At 72.6% G+C, this 13,987-nt stretch carries 13 protein-coding genes and 1 pseudogene; 5 read left to right on the top strand and 9 right to left on the bottom strand.

Translation table 11 applies throughout. The annotated features are described in order from the left end of the window. Positions 1-53: 53 nt before the first annotated feature. The 4 genes from ACFV4N_RS00900 to ACFV4N_RS00885 form a co-directional block, all read right to left on the bottom strand. On the bottom strand, positions 54-1,046 hold the full coding sequence (locus ACFV4N_RS00900) for a ParB/RepB/Spo0J family partition protein (RefSeq protein ID WP_499670408.1): 993 nt from the start codon (positions 1,044-1,046) through the stop codon (positions 54-56). Next, positions 1,043-1,957 (bottom strand): ParA family protein, encoded by a 915-nt coding sequence (locus tag ACFV4N_RS00895; protein WP_499670413.1) that lies wholly within the window; start codon positions 1,955-1,957, stop codon positions 1,043-1,045. The genes ACFV4N_RS00900 and ACFV4N_RS00895 overlap by 4 nt, the downstream gene beginning before the upstream one ends. 110 nt (positions 1,958-2,067) lie before the next feature. Then, entirely contained in the window at positions 2,068-2,745 is a 678-nt protein-coding gene (rsmG, locus tag ACFV4N_RS00890) for a 16S rRNA (guanine(527)-N(7))-methyltransferase RsmG (RefSeq protein WP_499670407.1), read from the bottom strand. A 218-nt stretch (positions 2,746-2,963) separates the two neighbouring features. Beyond that, positions 2,964-3,422 carry an NUDIX hydrolase gene (locus ACFV4N_RS00885; RefSeq protein WP_499670406.1) on the bottom strand — a complete coding sequence of 153 codons (459 nt, stop codon included), beginning with the start codon at positions 3,420-3,422 and terminating at the stop codon, positions 2,964-2,966. Positions 3,423-3,468: 46 nt separating this feature from the next. On the opposite strand from ACFV4N_RS00885, the gene ACFV4N_RS00880 reads away from it, so the two are divergent. Continuing rightward, on the top strand, positions 3,469-4,494 hold the full coding sequence (locus ACFV4N_RS00880) for a methyltransferase domain-containing protein (protein WP_499670405.1): 1,026 nt from the start codon (positions 3,469-3,471) through the stop codon (positions 4,492-4,494). A 371-nt stretch (positions 4,495-4,865) separates the two neighbouring features. Here ACFV4N_RS00880 and ACFV4N_RS00875 read toward each other — a convergent pair whose 3' ends face one another. From ACFV4N_RS00875 to rpmH, 5 genes are read right to left on the bottom strand one after another with little or no spacing between them, the layout of a single operon-like run. Continuing rightward, positions 4,866-5,381 carry a Jag family protein gene (locus ACFV4N_RS00875; RefSeq protein WP_499670412.1) on the bottom strand — a complete coding sequence of 172 codons (516 nt, stop codon included), beginning with the start codon at positions 5,379-5,381 and terminating at the stop codon, positions 4,866-4,868. A 45-nt stretch (positions 5,382-5,426) separates the two neighbouring features. Further along, positions 5,427-6,470, bottom strand: a complete 1,044-nt coding sequence (gene yidC / locus ACFV4N_RS00870) for a membrane protein insertase YidC (protein ID WP_499670404.1) — start codon at positions 6,468-6,470, stop codon at positions 5,427-5,429. A 3-nt stretch (positions 6,471-6,473) separates the two neighbouring features. Beyond that, on the bottom strand, positions 6,474-6,746 hold the full coding sequence (yidD, locus tag ACFV4N_RS00865) for a membrane protein insertion efficiency factor YidD (RefSeq protein WP_499670403.1): 273 nt from the start codon (positions 6,744-6,746) through the stop codon (positions 6,474-6,476). Next, entirely contained in the window at positions 6,743-7,114 is a 372-nt protein-coding gene (gene rnpA, locus ACFV4N_RS00860; RefSeq protein WP_499670402.1) for a ribonuclease P protein component, read from the bottom strand. Before rnpA ends, yidD begins: the two co-directional genes overlap by 4 nt. 13 nt (positions 7,115-7,127) lie before the next feature. Beyond that, the gene (rpmH, locus tag ACFV4N_RS00855; RefSeq protein ID WP_033428178.1) at positions 7,128-7,271 is read right to left on the bottom strand and encodes a 50S ribosomal protein L34; all 144 of its coding nucleotides are present in this window, start codon (positions 7,269-7,271) and stop codon (positions 7,128-7,130) included. Between the two features lie 497 nt (positions 7,272-7,768). Here rpmH and dnaA point away from each other — a divergent pair, with 497 nt between their 5' ends. The 4 genes and pseudogenes from dnaA to recF all read left to right on the top strand — a co-directional run bounded on the left by dnaA (position 7,769) and on the right by recF (position 13,944). After that, positions 7,769-9,442 carry a chromosomal replication initiator protein DnaA gene (gene dnaA, locus ACFV4N_RS00850; protein ID WP_499670401.1) on the top strand — a complete coding sequence of 558 codons (1,674 nt, stop codon included), beginning with the start codon at positions 7,769-7,771 and terminating at the stop codon, positions 9,440-9,442. A 1,300-nt stretch (positions 9,443-10,742) separates the two neighbouring features. Then, positions 10,743-11,876 (top strand): DNA polymerase III subunit beta, encoded by a 1,134-nt coding sequence (gene dnaN / locus ACFV4N_RS00845; RefSeq protein ID WP_499670400.1) that lies wholly within the window; start codon positions 10,743-10,745, stop codon positions 11,874-11,876. 28 nt (positions 11,877-11,904) lie between these two features. Next, positions 11,905-12,822 (top strand): annotated as a pseudogene (gnd, locus tag ACFV4N_RS00840) (phosphogluconate dehydrogenase (NAD(+)-dependent, decarboxylating)); the annotation flags it as partial. 3 nt (positions 12,823-12,825) lie between these two features. Continuing rightward, positions 12,826-13,944, top strand: a complete 1,119-nt coding sequence (recF, locus tag ACFV4N_RS00835; protein ID WP_499670399.1) for a DNA replication/repair protein RecF — start codon at positions 12,826-12,828, stop codon at positions 13,942-13,944. Positions 13,945-13,987 lie beyond the last annotated feature (43 nt).

Here is a 13,987-nt window from a genome sequence, read left to right as displayed (position 1 = left end):
CGAATGGACACGGGCCGCAATCGTCACCGTGACATAAGGGCCTGGGGTGATCCCTAGTCGCTTGATCGTGCCCGATTTGCCGCTTCCGGCGACATGAGCGAGATGATCCGCTCCAGGTCGTCCACGGAGCCGAACTCGACCACGATCCGGCCCTTCCGCTGCCCCAGTTCGACCTTCACGCGCGTGTCGAAGTTGTCCGACAACCGCTCGGCCAACTCCTGGAGGCCCGGCGCCTGCATCGGCTTGCGCCGCGCCTGCTTCGCCTTGGCCGGCTCGGCGCCCTTGGCCAGGGTCACCGCCTCCTCGGTCGCGCGGACCGACATGCCCTCCGCGACGATCCGGGTCGCCAGCTCCTCCTGCACGCCCGGGTCGTCCAGGCCGAGCAGCGCGCGGGCGTGCCCGGCGGACAGCACGCCCGCCGCCACCCGCCGCTGCACGGGGAGGGGGAGCTTGAGCAGCCGGATGGTGTTGGTGACCACCGGGCGGCTGCGGCCGATGCGGTCGGCCAGCTCCTCGTGCGTGACGCCGAACTCCTGCAGGAGCTGCTGGTAGGCCGCCGCCTCTTCGAGGGGGTTCAGCTGGACGCGGTGGATGTTCTCCAGCAGCGCGTCGCGCAGCATCACGTCGTCGGCCGTCTGCCGGACGATCGCCGGGATCGTCTTCAGCCCCGCGAGCTGCGTCGCCCGCCACCGCCGCTCGCCCATGACGAGCTCGTAGGTGTCCGGCCCGGTGGACCGCACCACGATCGGCTGCATGAGCCCGAACTCGCGGATGGAGTGCTCCAGCTCGCGCAGCGCCTCGTCGTCGAAGACCTGCCGCGGCTGCTTCGGGTTCGTGCGGATCGCGGTGACCGGCAGCTCCTGGTACACCGCCCCGGCCACCTCCCCGCTGGGCGCCGCGGGCTTGGCGGGCCAGGTGGTGTCGAGCACAGGGGTGGCCCCGCCGTTGGACGCCGACCGGGCCGGCGCCGGTGTGCCGGGCGGGGGACCGCTCGGGATCAGGGCCGCGAGACCTCGACCGAGGCCACCCTTGCGCTGTTCCGTCATGCCGACCTCATCTCCGCGCCGTACTCGGCGATCTCCCGTGCCGCGTCGAGGTAGCTCATCGCGCCCCGCGAACCGGGGTCGTAGGTGAGCACCGTCTGGCCGAACCCCGGCGCCTCGGACACCTTCACGCTGCGCGGGATGACCGTCTTGAGGACCGTGTCGCCGAAGTGGCCGCGCACCTCGCTGGTCACCTGGTCGGCCAGCTTCGTGCGGCCGTCGTACATGGTGAGCAGGATGGTGGACACGTTCAGCGTCGGGTTCAGGTGCGCCTGGACCAGCTCGATGTTGCGCAGCAGCTGCCCCAGGCCCTCCAGCGCGTAGTACTCGCACTGGATCGGGATCAGCACCTCCTGCGCCGCGACCATCGCGTTGACGGTCAGCAGGCCGAGCGACGGCGGGCAGTCGATGAACACGTAGTCCGGCTTGATCGGGTCCAGCGCCTCGGGGCTCAGCGCCTCCTTCAGGCGGGACTCGCGGGCCACCATCGACACCAGCTCGATCTCCGCGCCGGCGAGGTCGATCGTGGCCGGCACGCAGAAGAGGTTGGGGGACTGGTTGCTGACCTGGGCCGCCTCGGCGACGGACATCTCGCCGATGAGCACCTCGTAGACCGAGGGCGTGCCGGAGCGGTGTTCGATCGCCAGCGCGGTGCTCGCGTTGCCCTGCGGGTCGAGGTCGATGACGAGGACCTTGAGCCCGTGGATGGCGAGCGCGGCGGCCAGGTTCACCGTGCTGGTGGTCTTGCCCACGCCGCCCTTCTGGTTGGCGACGGTGAAGACGCGGCGACGCGCTGGGCGGGGGAGTTGGAGCGAGTCGGGGTGGAGGACGCGAGTCGCGCGTGCCGCTTCTTCCGCGATGGGAGTCCACACGGTGCTGTCTCCTGCCGGGTCCACGTTGTTTACCGGGTTCACGTTGCTCGCAGAGCGGAGCACTTCGCCTGCCCCCACCGTGCCGCCCGACTCGGTTTCACGTGGAACACCAGCCGCTCGGAACACCGGTTGCAGGGGGTCGGGGTACACGTTCACCGATCCTTCCTTCTGCGACGCGAGCCGTCACGGCCGCTCGCCTGGTCGTCGCGCTCCACGAGTACGACTGTCGTCGGCAGTTCGAGTACGTCGCCGCCGCAGGTGATGACGCGGGGGCGGACGCCTCCGGCCCTGCGCACCGCCTCGGCGTCGCGGGTCAGCTCCTCCTCGGCGCTCTCGCCCTTGAGAGCCACCAGGCGGCCGCCCGGCCGCAGCAGCGGCAGGCACCACCCGGCGAGCCGGTCGAGCGGGGCCACCGCGCGGGCCGTCACGACATCGCTGCCGGACAGCCGGTCGCGCACCGGCTTCTCCTCGGCCCGCCCCCGGAGCACGGTGACGTCCAGCCCGAGCGCCCCGACGCACTCGGTCAGCCACGCCACCCGGCGGGCCATCGGCTCCAGGAGGGTGAGGTCGAGGTCCGGCCGCGCGATCGCCAGGGGGAGGCCCGGCAGTCCCGCGCCCGAGCCCACGTCCACGACGCGGCTCCCCTGGGGGAGCAGCTCCGCGATGACGGCCGAGTTGAGGAGGTGGCGCTCCCAGAGGCGGTCGACCTCGCGAGGACCGATCAAGCCGCGCTCGACGCCGTGCTCGGTGAGCAGGTCCGCGAAAGCGGCGGCCTTCTCGTAGTGGTCACCGAACACCCGCTTCGCGCGGTCTTCCACCTCTTCGGCCATGACTCCGTCCGGGGCGTTTCACGTGAAACCGCACGCGCCTTCGGTGCGGTTGATGGGGGTCGGCATCTCGTCAGCGGGCGGCGCGCCCCGCGAGATGTGCCGGTGCCCACTATGACGGATCAACCCGGCGACACGCCAAACCGCCACGGCGAGTCCGCCGCGTTTCACGTGAAACCCGTCCTCGGCCGCCCTGTTCCACGTGAAACCGATGGCGCGTTTCACGTGGAACTGGCGATCCGCCCGTCGGCGGGTGACGACCGCAGGAGGGCGAGGGCGTAGTGGACGGACTCGACCGGATCCAGGCCGGGCACCTCGTCGAGCGGGAACCACGCCGCCTGGTCGGTCGAGCCGCCCACCTCGTAGGTCAGCTCGCCACCGACCACGTGCGCCTCGTACATGATCCGGATGCGGTGGTAGTCGTACTCGACGTCCTCGACCGCCAGCGGGCCGTGGATGTTCTGGATGCCCAGCAGCCGGTCCACCTCCGCGTGGTAGCCGGTCTCCTCGAAGACCTCCCGGATCACCGCGTCGTACGGGTCCTCACCGTGGTCGAGCCCGCCGCCGGGCAGGATCCACCGGGGACCGTTCGGACCGAGCCAGCGGGACAGCAGCATGCGGTCGTCCTCGATGATCACGGCGTAGGCGGCGACGCGGAGCCGGCGGATGATCTCGCTCATGCCGCGACCGTTTCACGTGAAACGCGCCGAGGGGAAGGGGTGTGCGATGTACGCGATCCGACCGGGGGTGCTGAGCACGATGGGGCACCCGCACGACCCAGGGCATCTCCACCGCCTGGCCGCCGCCGGGGTGGAGGTGATCGTCTGCGCGCTGACGCCGGACGAGCCGGCGGACCTGGACCTGGTCGACGCGGAGGAGGAGGCGCGTGACGCCGGCATGGCGTTCCACCGGGTGCCGATCCCGGACTTCGGCGTGCCCGGGGCGGAACCGGAACTGGACGAGGTGCTGGCCGCCATGCGGGCCGGGCGGCACGTGCTCGTGCACTGCCGGGGAGGGATCGGGCGGTCGTCGTTGTTGGCCGGCGCGCTGCTCGTGCTGGACGGCGCATCGCCGGAGGCGGCGTGGCAGGCGATCGCGCGGGCGTGCGGGCGGGACGTGCCGGAGACGGACGAGCAGCGGGCGTGGCTGAGCACGTTCGCCGCGCGGCGGTTCTGGGACGAGCAGGCGGCGGCGTTCGACGAGGAACCGGACCACGGCCTGCGCTCACCGACCGTGCGCCGGGCGTGGTCGGACCTGCTCCTGCCACTGCTGCCACCCGCGCCCGCGTCGGTGGCCGACCTCGGCTGCGGCACCGGCAGCCTGTCGGCCCTCGTCGCCGGGGCGGGGTACGAGGTGCGCGGGCTGGACCTGTCCGAGCGGATGGTCGAGGCGGCACGGGCGAAGGCGCCCGGCGTCGAGTTCCGCCAAGGGGACGCGTCGGCGCCGCCGTGGCCGCCGGGGACGTTCGACGTGGTGCTGGCGCGGCACGTGCTGTGGGCGCTGCCCGACCCGGCCGCCGCGCTGGAGCGGTGGCGGGCGCTGCTGAAGCCGGGCGGGCGGCTGCTGCTCGTCGAGGGCCGCTGGTCGACGGGCGCCGGGCTGACGGCGGACGAGTGCCTGGCGCTGGTGGGGGAGCGGCAGGCGGGGGAGCAGGGGAGGGCGGAGCGGGAGGTCGAGGTGCGGCGGTTGGTCGACCCGGCGCTGTGGGGCCGTGAGGTGACGGACGAGCGCTACCTGGTGGTCGCGCGCTGACGGCACCGGCGTCGCGGCAGCCACAGGAGCACCACCGACCGGACGGCAAAAACCACTCCTCCAGGTGAACTCCCACCGCCGCTCACCTGACCGCCGCCATCCGCCGCCCGCCCGGCCTGCCGCCTCCCGTGGCTGCCCGCCGGCTGCCCCGTCGCCGCCGCCCGGCCTGCGCGGCCACCGCCCCGCTTGCCGCGTCTGCCCGGCCCCCGGTCGCCTGTCCTCGCTCTGCCGGCCACCGCCCAGCCCGCCGTCACCCAGCCGGCCATCACCCCGCCGGCCATCACCCCGCCCACCGCCGGCCCCGAACGCCCGAAGGCCCCGGTTCCCAACCGGGAACCGGGGCCTTCCGGACCTCTGGCGCGTGAGCCCGCTCAGGACTTGAGCAGCACCACCACGCGGCGCTGCGGCTCCTCGCCCTCGCTCTCGCTGTGCACGCCCGCCACCGCGGCGACGGCGTCGTGGACGACCTTGCGCTCGAACGGCGTCATCGGCTGCAACCGCACCTTCTCACCGGTCGCCGCCACCTTCTCGGCCGTGGTGCGGCCCAGCTCGGCCAGCTCGGCCCGACGACCCGCGCGCCACCCGGCGATGTCCAGCATGAGCCGGCTGCGCACGCCCGTCTCCTGCTGCACGGCGAGCCGGGTCAGCTCCTGCAGCGACTCCAGCACGGTGCCGCGCGGGCCGACCAGCTTCTCCAGGTCGTCACCGCCGTCGATGCTGACGATCGCCCGACCGGCCTCGACGTCGAGGTCGATGTCGCCGTCGTAGTCGAGCAGGTCGAGCAGGCGCTCGAGGTAGTCCCCCGCGATGTCGCCCTCCTGGACGAGCAGGTCCTCCGAGTTCCCCGACCGACCCGCCGGTGCTTGCCCGGCTTCCGGCGCGTCCACGTCGGCCGCCTGCAACGTCTCCGACACGATGTCTCCTCTCCAGGGTCAACGACGCTTCTTGTTGCCCTGCTTCTTGCCCGCGGATCGGCCTGGGCTCAGGCCGGGAACTTCGGTGGACGGCTTGACGGCCCCGGTGGACCCGTTCGGCGCGTCCTGCTGGGTCGGCGGCTCGACGGCGGCCTGCTCGTCCGGCTTCTGCTTGGCGCCGGGCTGCGGCTTCGCGCCGGGCTGGGGCTTGGCGCCCGGCTTCGGCTTCTGCCCCGGCTTGGGGGCGAGCGCCTGGCGCTGCGCGGTCGCCGCGACCTTCTTGGCCTCTTCCTCGCGGTCGATGCGGTGGTACACCAGGTACTGCTGGCCCAGCGTCCACGCGTTGTTGCTCAGCCAGTACAGCAGGATCGCGACGGGGAAGAACAGACCACCGACGAGGACGCCCAGCGGGAAGATGTAGAGCGTCAGCTTGTTCATGATGGCGGTCTGCGGGTTGTCCGCGGCGGCCTGCGTCTGCCGCCGCACCGAGTGCCGCGCGGTGAAGTGCGTGGCGATCGACGCGATGATCATCAGCGGGATCGAGACCAGCAGCACCGCGTTGCGGTCGGTCGCGAACTTCGCCAGCTCCTCGGTGGGCATGGTGATGAACGTCGACAGGTTGGCGCCGAACAGCTTGGCCTCGACGAAGGACTTCACGCCGTCCGCGTCGAAGAAGTAGACCTCGCCCCAGCCGGGCCGGAACGAGCGCAGCACGTGGAACAGGCCGATGAACACCGGGATCTGCACCAGCATCGGCAGGCAGCCGCCCAGCGGGTTCACGCCGTGCTCGGCCTGGAGCTTCTGCATCTCCTGGGCCTGGCGCTGGCGGTCGTTCCCGTACTTCTTCTTGATCTTCTGGAGCTCGGGGGCGAACTCCTGCATCTTCCGCATCGACCGCACCTGGCCGACGAACGGCTTGAACAGCAGGGCGCGCAGGGTGAAGACCAGGAACACCACGGCCAGCGCCCACGCGAACCCGCTCGACTCGCCGAAGATGTGGCCGAACACCCAGTGCCAACACCACAGGATGAAGGACACCGGGTAGTAGATGAAGTTGAGCACTAGCTACTCCTCGGCAGGAAGGTCGGGGACCGCGTCCCGTCTGGGCGGAACCGGGTCCAGGCCACCAGGGTGCCAGGGGCCGCAGCGGCCCAGCCGGCGCAGGGTCAGCCAGGAACCGCGCAGCGCGCCGTGGACGGTCAGCGCCTCCACCGCGTACGCGCTGCAGGTGGGGTGGAAGCGGCAGGTCGGGGGCAGCGCGGGCGAGATGATCTTCCGGTAGAAGCGGACCGGGAGCAGCAGGACTCGCGCGGCGGGGCCCGCCTGGGAGGTCGTCATCGCAGCACCTTGCGCAGCGCCGCGTCGAGGTCGCGGCCGAGCTCGGCGCTGTCCGCGTCGGCCGACGGTGCCAACGCTCGGACCACCAGCGAAGTTCCGGGCGGGAGGAGGTTCAACCGATCGCGCACCACGTGGCGCAAACGGCGGCTCACCCGGTGTCGCACCACGGAGTTGCCCACGGCCTTGCTCACGACGAAGCCCACCTTGGAGGGTTCCAAGGTGGGCTGCGCCGACGTGCTCGTGCCCGCCGGGACCTGGGCGGGTGTCAGGACGTGCACCACCAGCCGGGGCCTGCCGGCCCGGCGGCCCCGGCGGACCACCAGGCCGAAGTCCTGGCTGCGGGTCAGCCGGTTGGCCGCGGGCAGCACGGCTCTGCGGCGATCAGGCGGACAGCTGCTTGCGGCCCTTGCTGCGGCGCGCGGCCAGGATGGCGCGACCGGCACGGGTGCGCATGCGCAGCCGGAAGCCGTGGGTCTTGGCACGGCGGCGGTTGTTGGGCTGGAAGGTGCGCTTACCCTTGCTCACGGTCGGACTCCCGGTGCTTAACTGCCAAGCAGGTCTGTGGTCGTCCCCTGCCTATCTTCAAGGCGCGCGAAGCAGCGCTCCGCGCGAGCGGGAGACGAGTACGAGGGTACGCAGCCCCGGGGGCGGGCTCCAAATCGGGGTCGCACCCGGGTGCGCCGCGCCACGGCAACGGGTGCCGGCCGAGCGGTGCGCGGGCGGTGGACCGGGGCCGAACCGGCGCTGAACGAGCACGTAAAACACTTGCGGCGCAGTACGTCTTGTGGCAGGGGCCGCACCCTTGTTAGCGTGCTGCCTTCGCTGGGAGGTGCGGGCCGGCGCGAAGGCCACCGCACACCACAAGGTGCTCGGAAAGCAACGGGGGGAGCCGCTGCGCTCCGACGCGCGTTCGTGCACAGTTGTGGATAACTCTGTGGATGCCTCTATTCTCCGTGTCCACGTCGTGGAAGTCCCCGGGGACTGACCGCGGGGGTAGTCACCGAGGGGAGGGGAGCGCGGAGGTGTCCGACCACCAGACCGATCTGGGTCTCGTGTGGGAGCAGGTCGTGCAGGAGTTGGCCGCCAGCACGCTGTCCCCGCAGCAACGCGCCTGGATGCGCGTGACAAGACCGATCGGGCTGCTCGACGGCACCGCGCTGCTGGCCGCGCCGAGCGACTTCGCCAAGGAGGCGATCGAGCGCGCGCTGCGCGAACCCATCACCGCCGCCCTGTCCCGCCGCCTCGGCCGGGCCGTGTCGCTGGCGGTGAAGGTGGACTCGCCGGACCCCGTGACCGCGCCGATCCCCGTGCACACCCCGACCCGCGTGCCCGGCGTCCTGCCGGGCGTCGGCCCGGTGCCCGGCGTGGTGCCGGGTCCGCCCGTGCCCGTGAGCGCCATGCCGGGCGGGGGCATGCCGGGCGGTGCCATGCCCGGGAGCCCCATGCCGGGGAACCCGGTGCCCGTCACCAACGGCGCGCCGCTGGTCGGCGCCGAGGGCGAGGCCGACGGTGAGACCGAGGGCGAGGGCGAGGAGGTCGACGAGCAGGCCGAGGCCCTGGCCGCCGTCACCGAGATCTGGCCCACGTTCGGCGGCGGTCAGCCGTCCGCGCCGAGCGGCACCCCGTACACCAGGCCCGCCAACCCGGTGGCCTCGCAGACCAGGCTGAACGAGAAGTACAACTTCGACACCTTCGTCATCGGCGCGTCCAACCGCTTCGCCCACGCGGCGGCGGTGGCCGTGGCCGAGGCGCCCGCCCGCGCGTACAACCCGCTGTTCATCTGGGGCGAGTCCGGGCTGGGCAAGACGCACCTGCTGCACGCCGTCGGGCACTACGCGCAGCGGCTGTTCCCCGGCATGCGCGTGCGGTACGTGTCGACGGAGGAGTTCACCAACGACTTCATCAACTCCCTGCGCGACGACCGCAAGGTCGCCTTCCAGCGCCGCTACCGGGACATCGACGTGCTCCTGGTCGACGACATCCAGTTCCTGGAGGGCAAGGAAGGCACGCAGGAGGAGTTCTTCCACACGTTCAACACGCTGCACAACTCCAACAAGCAGATCGTGGTGTCCTCCGACCGGCCGCCGAAGCGGCTGGAGACCCTGGAGGACCGGCTGCGCACCCGGTTCGAGTGGGGCCTGATCACCGACATCCAGCCGCCCGAGCTGGAGACGCGGATCGCGATCCTGCGGAAGAAGGCCGCCCAGGACCGGCTCGCCGCGCCCGCCGAGGTGCTGGAGTTCATCGCGGCGCGGATCGAGCGGAACATCCGGGAGCTGGAGGGCGCGCTGATCCGCGTGACGGCGTTCGCCTCCCTCAACCGGCAGCCGGTGGACGTGCAGCTGGCCGAGATAGTGCTCCGCGACCTGATCCCGGACTCGCACGCGCCGGAGATCACCGCGCCGACGATCATGGCGGTCACCGCCGAGTTCTTCAGCGTGTCGATCGACGACCTGTGCGGGCCGGGCAAGACCAAGGTGCTGGCGCAGGCGCGGCAGATCTCCATGTACCTGTGCCGCGAGCTGACGGACCTGTCGCTGCCGAAGATCGGCCAGACGTTCGGCGGGCGCGACCACACGACGGTCATGCACGCCGACAAGAAGATCCGCAAGGAGATGGCCGAGCGGCGGCGCGTGTACGAGCAGGTGCAGGAGCTGACCTCGCGCATCAAGCAGCGGGCGCGCCACACCCCCTGACCGGGGTCCCGCTCCCGACCCCCGACCCAGCGCCCCCTGGCGCAGCGCCTCCCGAGCCCGCCGGCAACGGCGGGCTCTTCGCTTGCCGGGCACCTCCTCGCCCGGCCCACCCCGGCCCGGCCCACCCCGGCCCGGCCGCCTCGGCCCAACCCAACCTCGCCCGGCCCGACCTACCCTCGTGCGGCCCCTCCCGGCCCGCCTCGGCCTGACCCCGGCCCTCTCGTCCGGCACGCCGCCCCCGGCCCCCTCCGCTGAAACCCCCGCGCCCGCCGGCCGGCACCGCGCTTCGCAGGGGTCCCCGCCCCCAGGGGGTCCCCTGGAATCAAGCCAACCACGCACCACCGACATTTCCCGGCGGGGAAGAGCCGGTCCCCCTCGCACCCCGCCCTCGCACCCCGCCCTCGCACCCACCCGTGCCGTCACTCGCACCCGTGCTCTCGCCCGACCCCACCCGCGCCCTCGCTCGCACCCGCACCCCCGCCCGAGCGCCGCCCGACCCTCCGCTCACACCTGGGTGCCGCCCGCCGCACCCGGGTGCCGCCCGCCGCACCTGGGGAACCGCCGCCCCGCACCCGGGGGCGCGCCGACCCGGCCGCCGGCGCGCCGTCCACACCCGGGTGCGGGCGCCGCGAACCCCTCCCGGCCCCCTCCGCACCCGGGTGCCCCGGCCGTTCGAGGGCCGTCCGGCGACAACCACCCGATCGGGACGGACGTGCCCGTTCGCCAAGGTCCTCAAGCCCGTCCGCCCAGGTCGGCACCCGGGGCCGCGGCGGCGAACAGCGGGTGAACCAGCGGGTTCGAGTTGTCCACAGGCCTGGTCACCTGCCCCGCGGGGGGAGATCCGCGCCACGATCACCCTGTGCAGCACCCGGGGAGAACTCGGCCCACACCCGGGGATTAACCCGGGGACAACTCGGCCTCCCTGTGGACCGAACGGAGCACGCCGGTAGTTCTCCCCAGGTGCGCCGACTTGTCCCCGGGTGACGACCCGTGTTCGTCCACACCTCCAAGTGGGCGACGAGCAGCGAGAACGGACGTTGTCCACACAATCCACAGCCCTTACTGCTGTTGCGGTTGTCTTCCCTTGAAGAAGTGAACAAACCAAAAACAGGCCCCGGGGACACCGGCTCCGCCCCGGGGCGGACCCGAGGTGACGAACCGCGCCCCGACGCTCTACGGTGGGACCTCCGCACCGAGGGTCGGAGACCGGTTCGGCACCGACCCGCGAGGGACGCGGCTCCCCAACCCCACCGCAACACGTGCTGTTGCCGCTCATGCCGACCTGAGGAAGGACCCCCTCATGAAGATCCGCGTCGAGCGCGACGGGCTGGCCGACGCCGTCGCCTGGGTCGCCCGCAGCCTGCCGTCGCGGCCGCCGGTGCCTGTGCTCGGTGGCGTGCTGCTCGACGCCGGGGCGGAGGACGGCTCGGGGGACGCGCTGACCGTCTCCGGGTTCGACTACGAGGTGTCCGCTCAGTGCGGTGTCCCGGCGACCATCGCGGACGGCGGCAGGGCGCTCGTGTCCGGTCGGCTCCTGGCCGACATCACCAAGGCGCTGCCGAACCACCCGGTGGAGATCGCGGTGGACGGCGCGCGGATGACGATCTCGTGCGGCAGCGCCCGGTTCTCCCTGCCGACCATGCCGGTCGAGGACTACCCGCAGCTGCCGACCATGCCCCAGCTCGCGGGCGAGCTGCCGGGCGAGGTGTTCGGCGAGGCCGTCTCCCAGGTCGCGGTCGCGGCGGGCAAGGACGACACGCTGCCGATGCTGACCGGCGTCCGCCTGGAGATCGGCGAGGGCAAGCTGACGCTGGTCGCGACCGACCGCTTCCGGCTGGCCATGCGCGAGTTCCCCTGGGAGCCGAACGAGTCGCTGGGCGAGGTCGCCGTCCTGGTCCCGGCCAAGACGCTCAACGACGCCGCGAAGACGCTGGGCGCGTCCGGCGCGAAGGTCGAGCTGTCGCTGGGCAACGACGGGCTGCTGGGCCTGTCCGGCGCCAACCGCCGCACGACCACGCGCCTGCTCGACGCCGACTTCCCCAAGTACCGCCAGCTGCTGCCCACCGAGCACTCGGCCGCCGCCGTCATCGAGGTCGACGCCCTGGTGCAGGCGATCAAGCGCGTGTCGCTGGTCGCCGAGCGCGGCACGCAGGTCCGGCTGGAGTTCGTGGACGCGGGCCTGCGCCTGTCCGCGGGTGGCGACGACGAGGGCAGCGCCGAGGAGGAGCTGCCGGTCGAGTACACCGGCGACGCGGTGACCATCGCGTTCAACCCCTCGTACCTGCTGGAGGGGCTCCAGGCGGTGCGCACGCCGCGGGCGCACTTGTCCTTCACCACACCCAGCCGGCCCGCGCTCCTCAAGCCGGTGGACGAAGATGGGAACGTGGCGCCCGGCTACCTCTACCTGCTGATGCCCGTGCGCCTGCCCGGCTGATCACCAAACAGACGTAGGGGAGACAACGACCGTGCAGCTCGGACTCGTGGGCCTCGGCAAGATGGGCTTCAACATGCGCGAGCGGATCCGCCGCGCCGGGCACGAGGTGGTCGGCTACGACCGCAACCCCGAAGTCACCGACGCCGACTCGCTCGCCGACATGGTCGGCAGGCTCAGCGCGCCGCGCGTGGTGTGGGTCATGGTGCCCGCCGGCGACATCACCCGGCAGACCATCGCCGACCTGGGCGACCTGCTGGAGCCCGGTGACCTCGTGATCGACGGCGGCAACTCGCGGTTCACCGACGACAAGCACAACGCCGAGGCGCTGGGCGCCAAGGGCGTCGGCTACCTGGACTGCGGCGTGTCCGGTGGCGTGTGGGGCCTGGAGAACGGCTACGGCCTGATGGTCGGCGGCGAGCCCGAGCACGTGGAGCGGGCCATGCCGATCTTCGACGCGCTGCGCCCGGAGGGGCCGCGCGAGCAGGGCTTCGCGCACGCGGGCCCGGTCGGCGCGGGCCACTTCGCGAAGATGGTGCACAACGGCATCGAGTACGGCCTGATGCAGGCGTACGCGGAGGGCTTCGAGCTGCTGGAGGCCTCCGAGCTGGTGCAGGACGTGCCGGCCACGATCAAGGCGTGGCAGCGCGGCACGGTCGTCCGCTCCTGGCTGCTGGACCTGCTGGTCCGCGCGCTGGAGTCGGACCCCGAGCTGGACGACCTGCGCGGGCACGTCGAGGACTCCGGCGAGGGCCGGTGGACCGTGGAGGAGGCGATCAACCACGCGGTGCCCGCGCCGGTGATCTCCGCCGCGCTGTTCGCCCGGTTCGCGTCGCGCCAGGAGGACTCGCCCGCGATGCGGGCCGTGGCGGCGCTGCGCAACCAGTTCGGCGGGCACGCCGTGCAGGTCGCCGGTCCCTCCTCCGGTTCCGGCTCCACCCAGAGCTGACCGTTGTACGTCCGGCACCTGCAGGTCACCGACTTCAGGTCGTGGGAGCACGCGGACCTGGCGTTCGAACCCGGGGTGAGCGTGCTGGTCGGGCGCAACGGCCAGGGCAAGACCAACCTGGTCGAGGCGCTCGGCTACGTGGCCACCCTGGGTTCGCACCGGGTGGCCACGGACGCGCCGCTGGTCAGGCACGGCGCGTCCCGCGCGGTGGTGCGGGCGGCGGTGGTCAACGAGGGGCGCGAGCTGCTGGTCGAGCTGGAGGTCACGCCGGGTCGGGCCAACCGGGCGCGGATCAACCGCGGTCCGGTGCCCCGCCCGCGCGACGTGCTGGGGATCCTGCGCACGGTGCTGTTCGCGCCGGAGGACCTGGCGCTGGTGCGCGGCGACCCCGGTGAGCGGCGGAGGTTCCTGGACGAGCTGCTCACCACCCGCGCGCCCCGGTACGCCGGTGTGCGCGGCGACTACGAGCGGGTGCTCAAGCAGCGGGGCGCGCTGTTGAAGAGCATGCGCGCGGTGCGCGGCGCGGACGGCACGACGCTGGACGTGTGGGACGGGCACCTGGCGCGGCACGGCGCGGAGCTGCTGGCCGCCCGGCTGGACCTGGTGGCGGACATCGCGCCGCACGTGGCCGCGGCGTACGCGGAGGTGGCGCCGGAGTCGCGGCCCGCGCGGATCGCGTACCGGTCGAGCCTGGGGGAGGCGTTCCCCGGTTCGCACGACCGGGAGGTGCTGGAGGACGCGCTGCTGGCGGAGCTGCACCGGGTGCGGTCGCAGGAGGTGGAGCGGGGCGTGTGCCTGGTCGGGCCGCACCGCGACGACCTGGAGCTGGCGCTCGGCGACCTGCCCGCGAAGGGCTACGCGAGCCACGGCGAGTCGTGGTCGTTCGCGCTGGCGCTGCGGCTGGGCGGGTACGAGCTGCTGCGCGCCGAGGGCGCCGAGCCGGTGCTGGTGCTGGACGACGTGTTCGCCGAGCTGGACCGGGGCCGGCGGCGGCAGCTCGCGAAGGTGGCGGCCGCCGCGGAGCAGGTGCTGATCACCGCCGCGGTCGAGGAGGACGTGCCGGAGGAGCTGGACGGGGTCCGCTTCGCGGTCGGCCACGGGGAGGTGCGTCGTGCCGGATGATGTCACCCGAATGGACGTGAATGGGTACACATCTGGGGACAAA

The organism is Actinosynnema sp. NPDC059797 (assembly GCF_042732085.1).
In the GTDB taxonomy this organism is placed as follows: domain Bacteria; phylum Actinomycetota; class Actinomycetes; order Mycobacteriales; family Pseudonocardiaceae; genus Actinosynnema.
The sequence above is the reverse complement of the archived record's forward strand: the minus strand, read 5'-3'. Positions and strand labels throughout refer to the sequence as shown.

Excerpts from the sequence above, each read along its gene's own strand:
- yidD (WP_499670403.1), bottom strand. The coding sequence starts at position 6,746 with ATGACGACCTCCCAGGCGGGCCCCGCCGCGCGAGTCCTGCTGCTCCCG.
- ACFV4N_RS00885 (WP_499670406.1), bottom strand. The coding sequence starts at position 3,422 with ATGAGCGAGATCATCCGCCGGCTCCGCGTCGCCGCCTACGCCGTGATC.
- rsmG (WP_499670407.1), bottom strand. The coding sequence starts at position 2,745 with ATGGCCGAAGAGGTGGAAGACCGCGCGAAGCGGGTGTTCGGTGACCAC.
- ACFV4N_RS00900 (WP_499670408.1), bottom strand. The coding sequence starts at position 1,046 with ATGACGGAACAGCGCAAGGGTGGCCTCGGTCGAGGTCTCGCGGCCCTG.
- dnaN (WP_499670400.1), top strand. The coding sequence starts at position 10,743 with ATGAAGATCCGCGTCGAGCGCGACGGGCTGGCCGACGCCGTCGCCTGG.
- ACFV4N_RS00880 (WP_499670405.1), top strand. The coding sequence starts at position 3,469 with ATGTACGCGATCCGACCGGGGGTGCTGAGCACGATGGGGCACCCGCAC.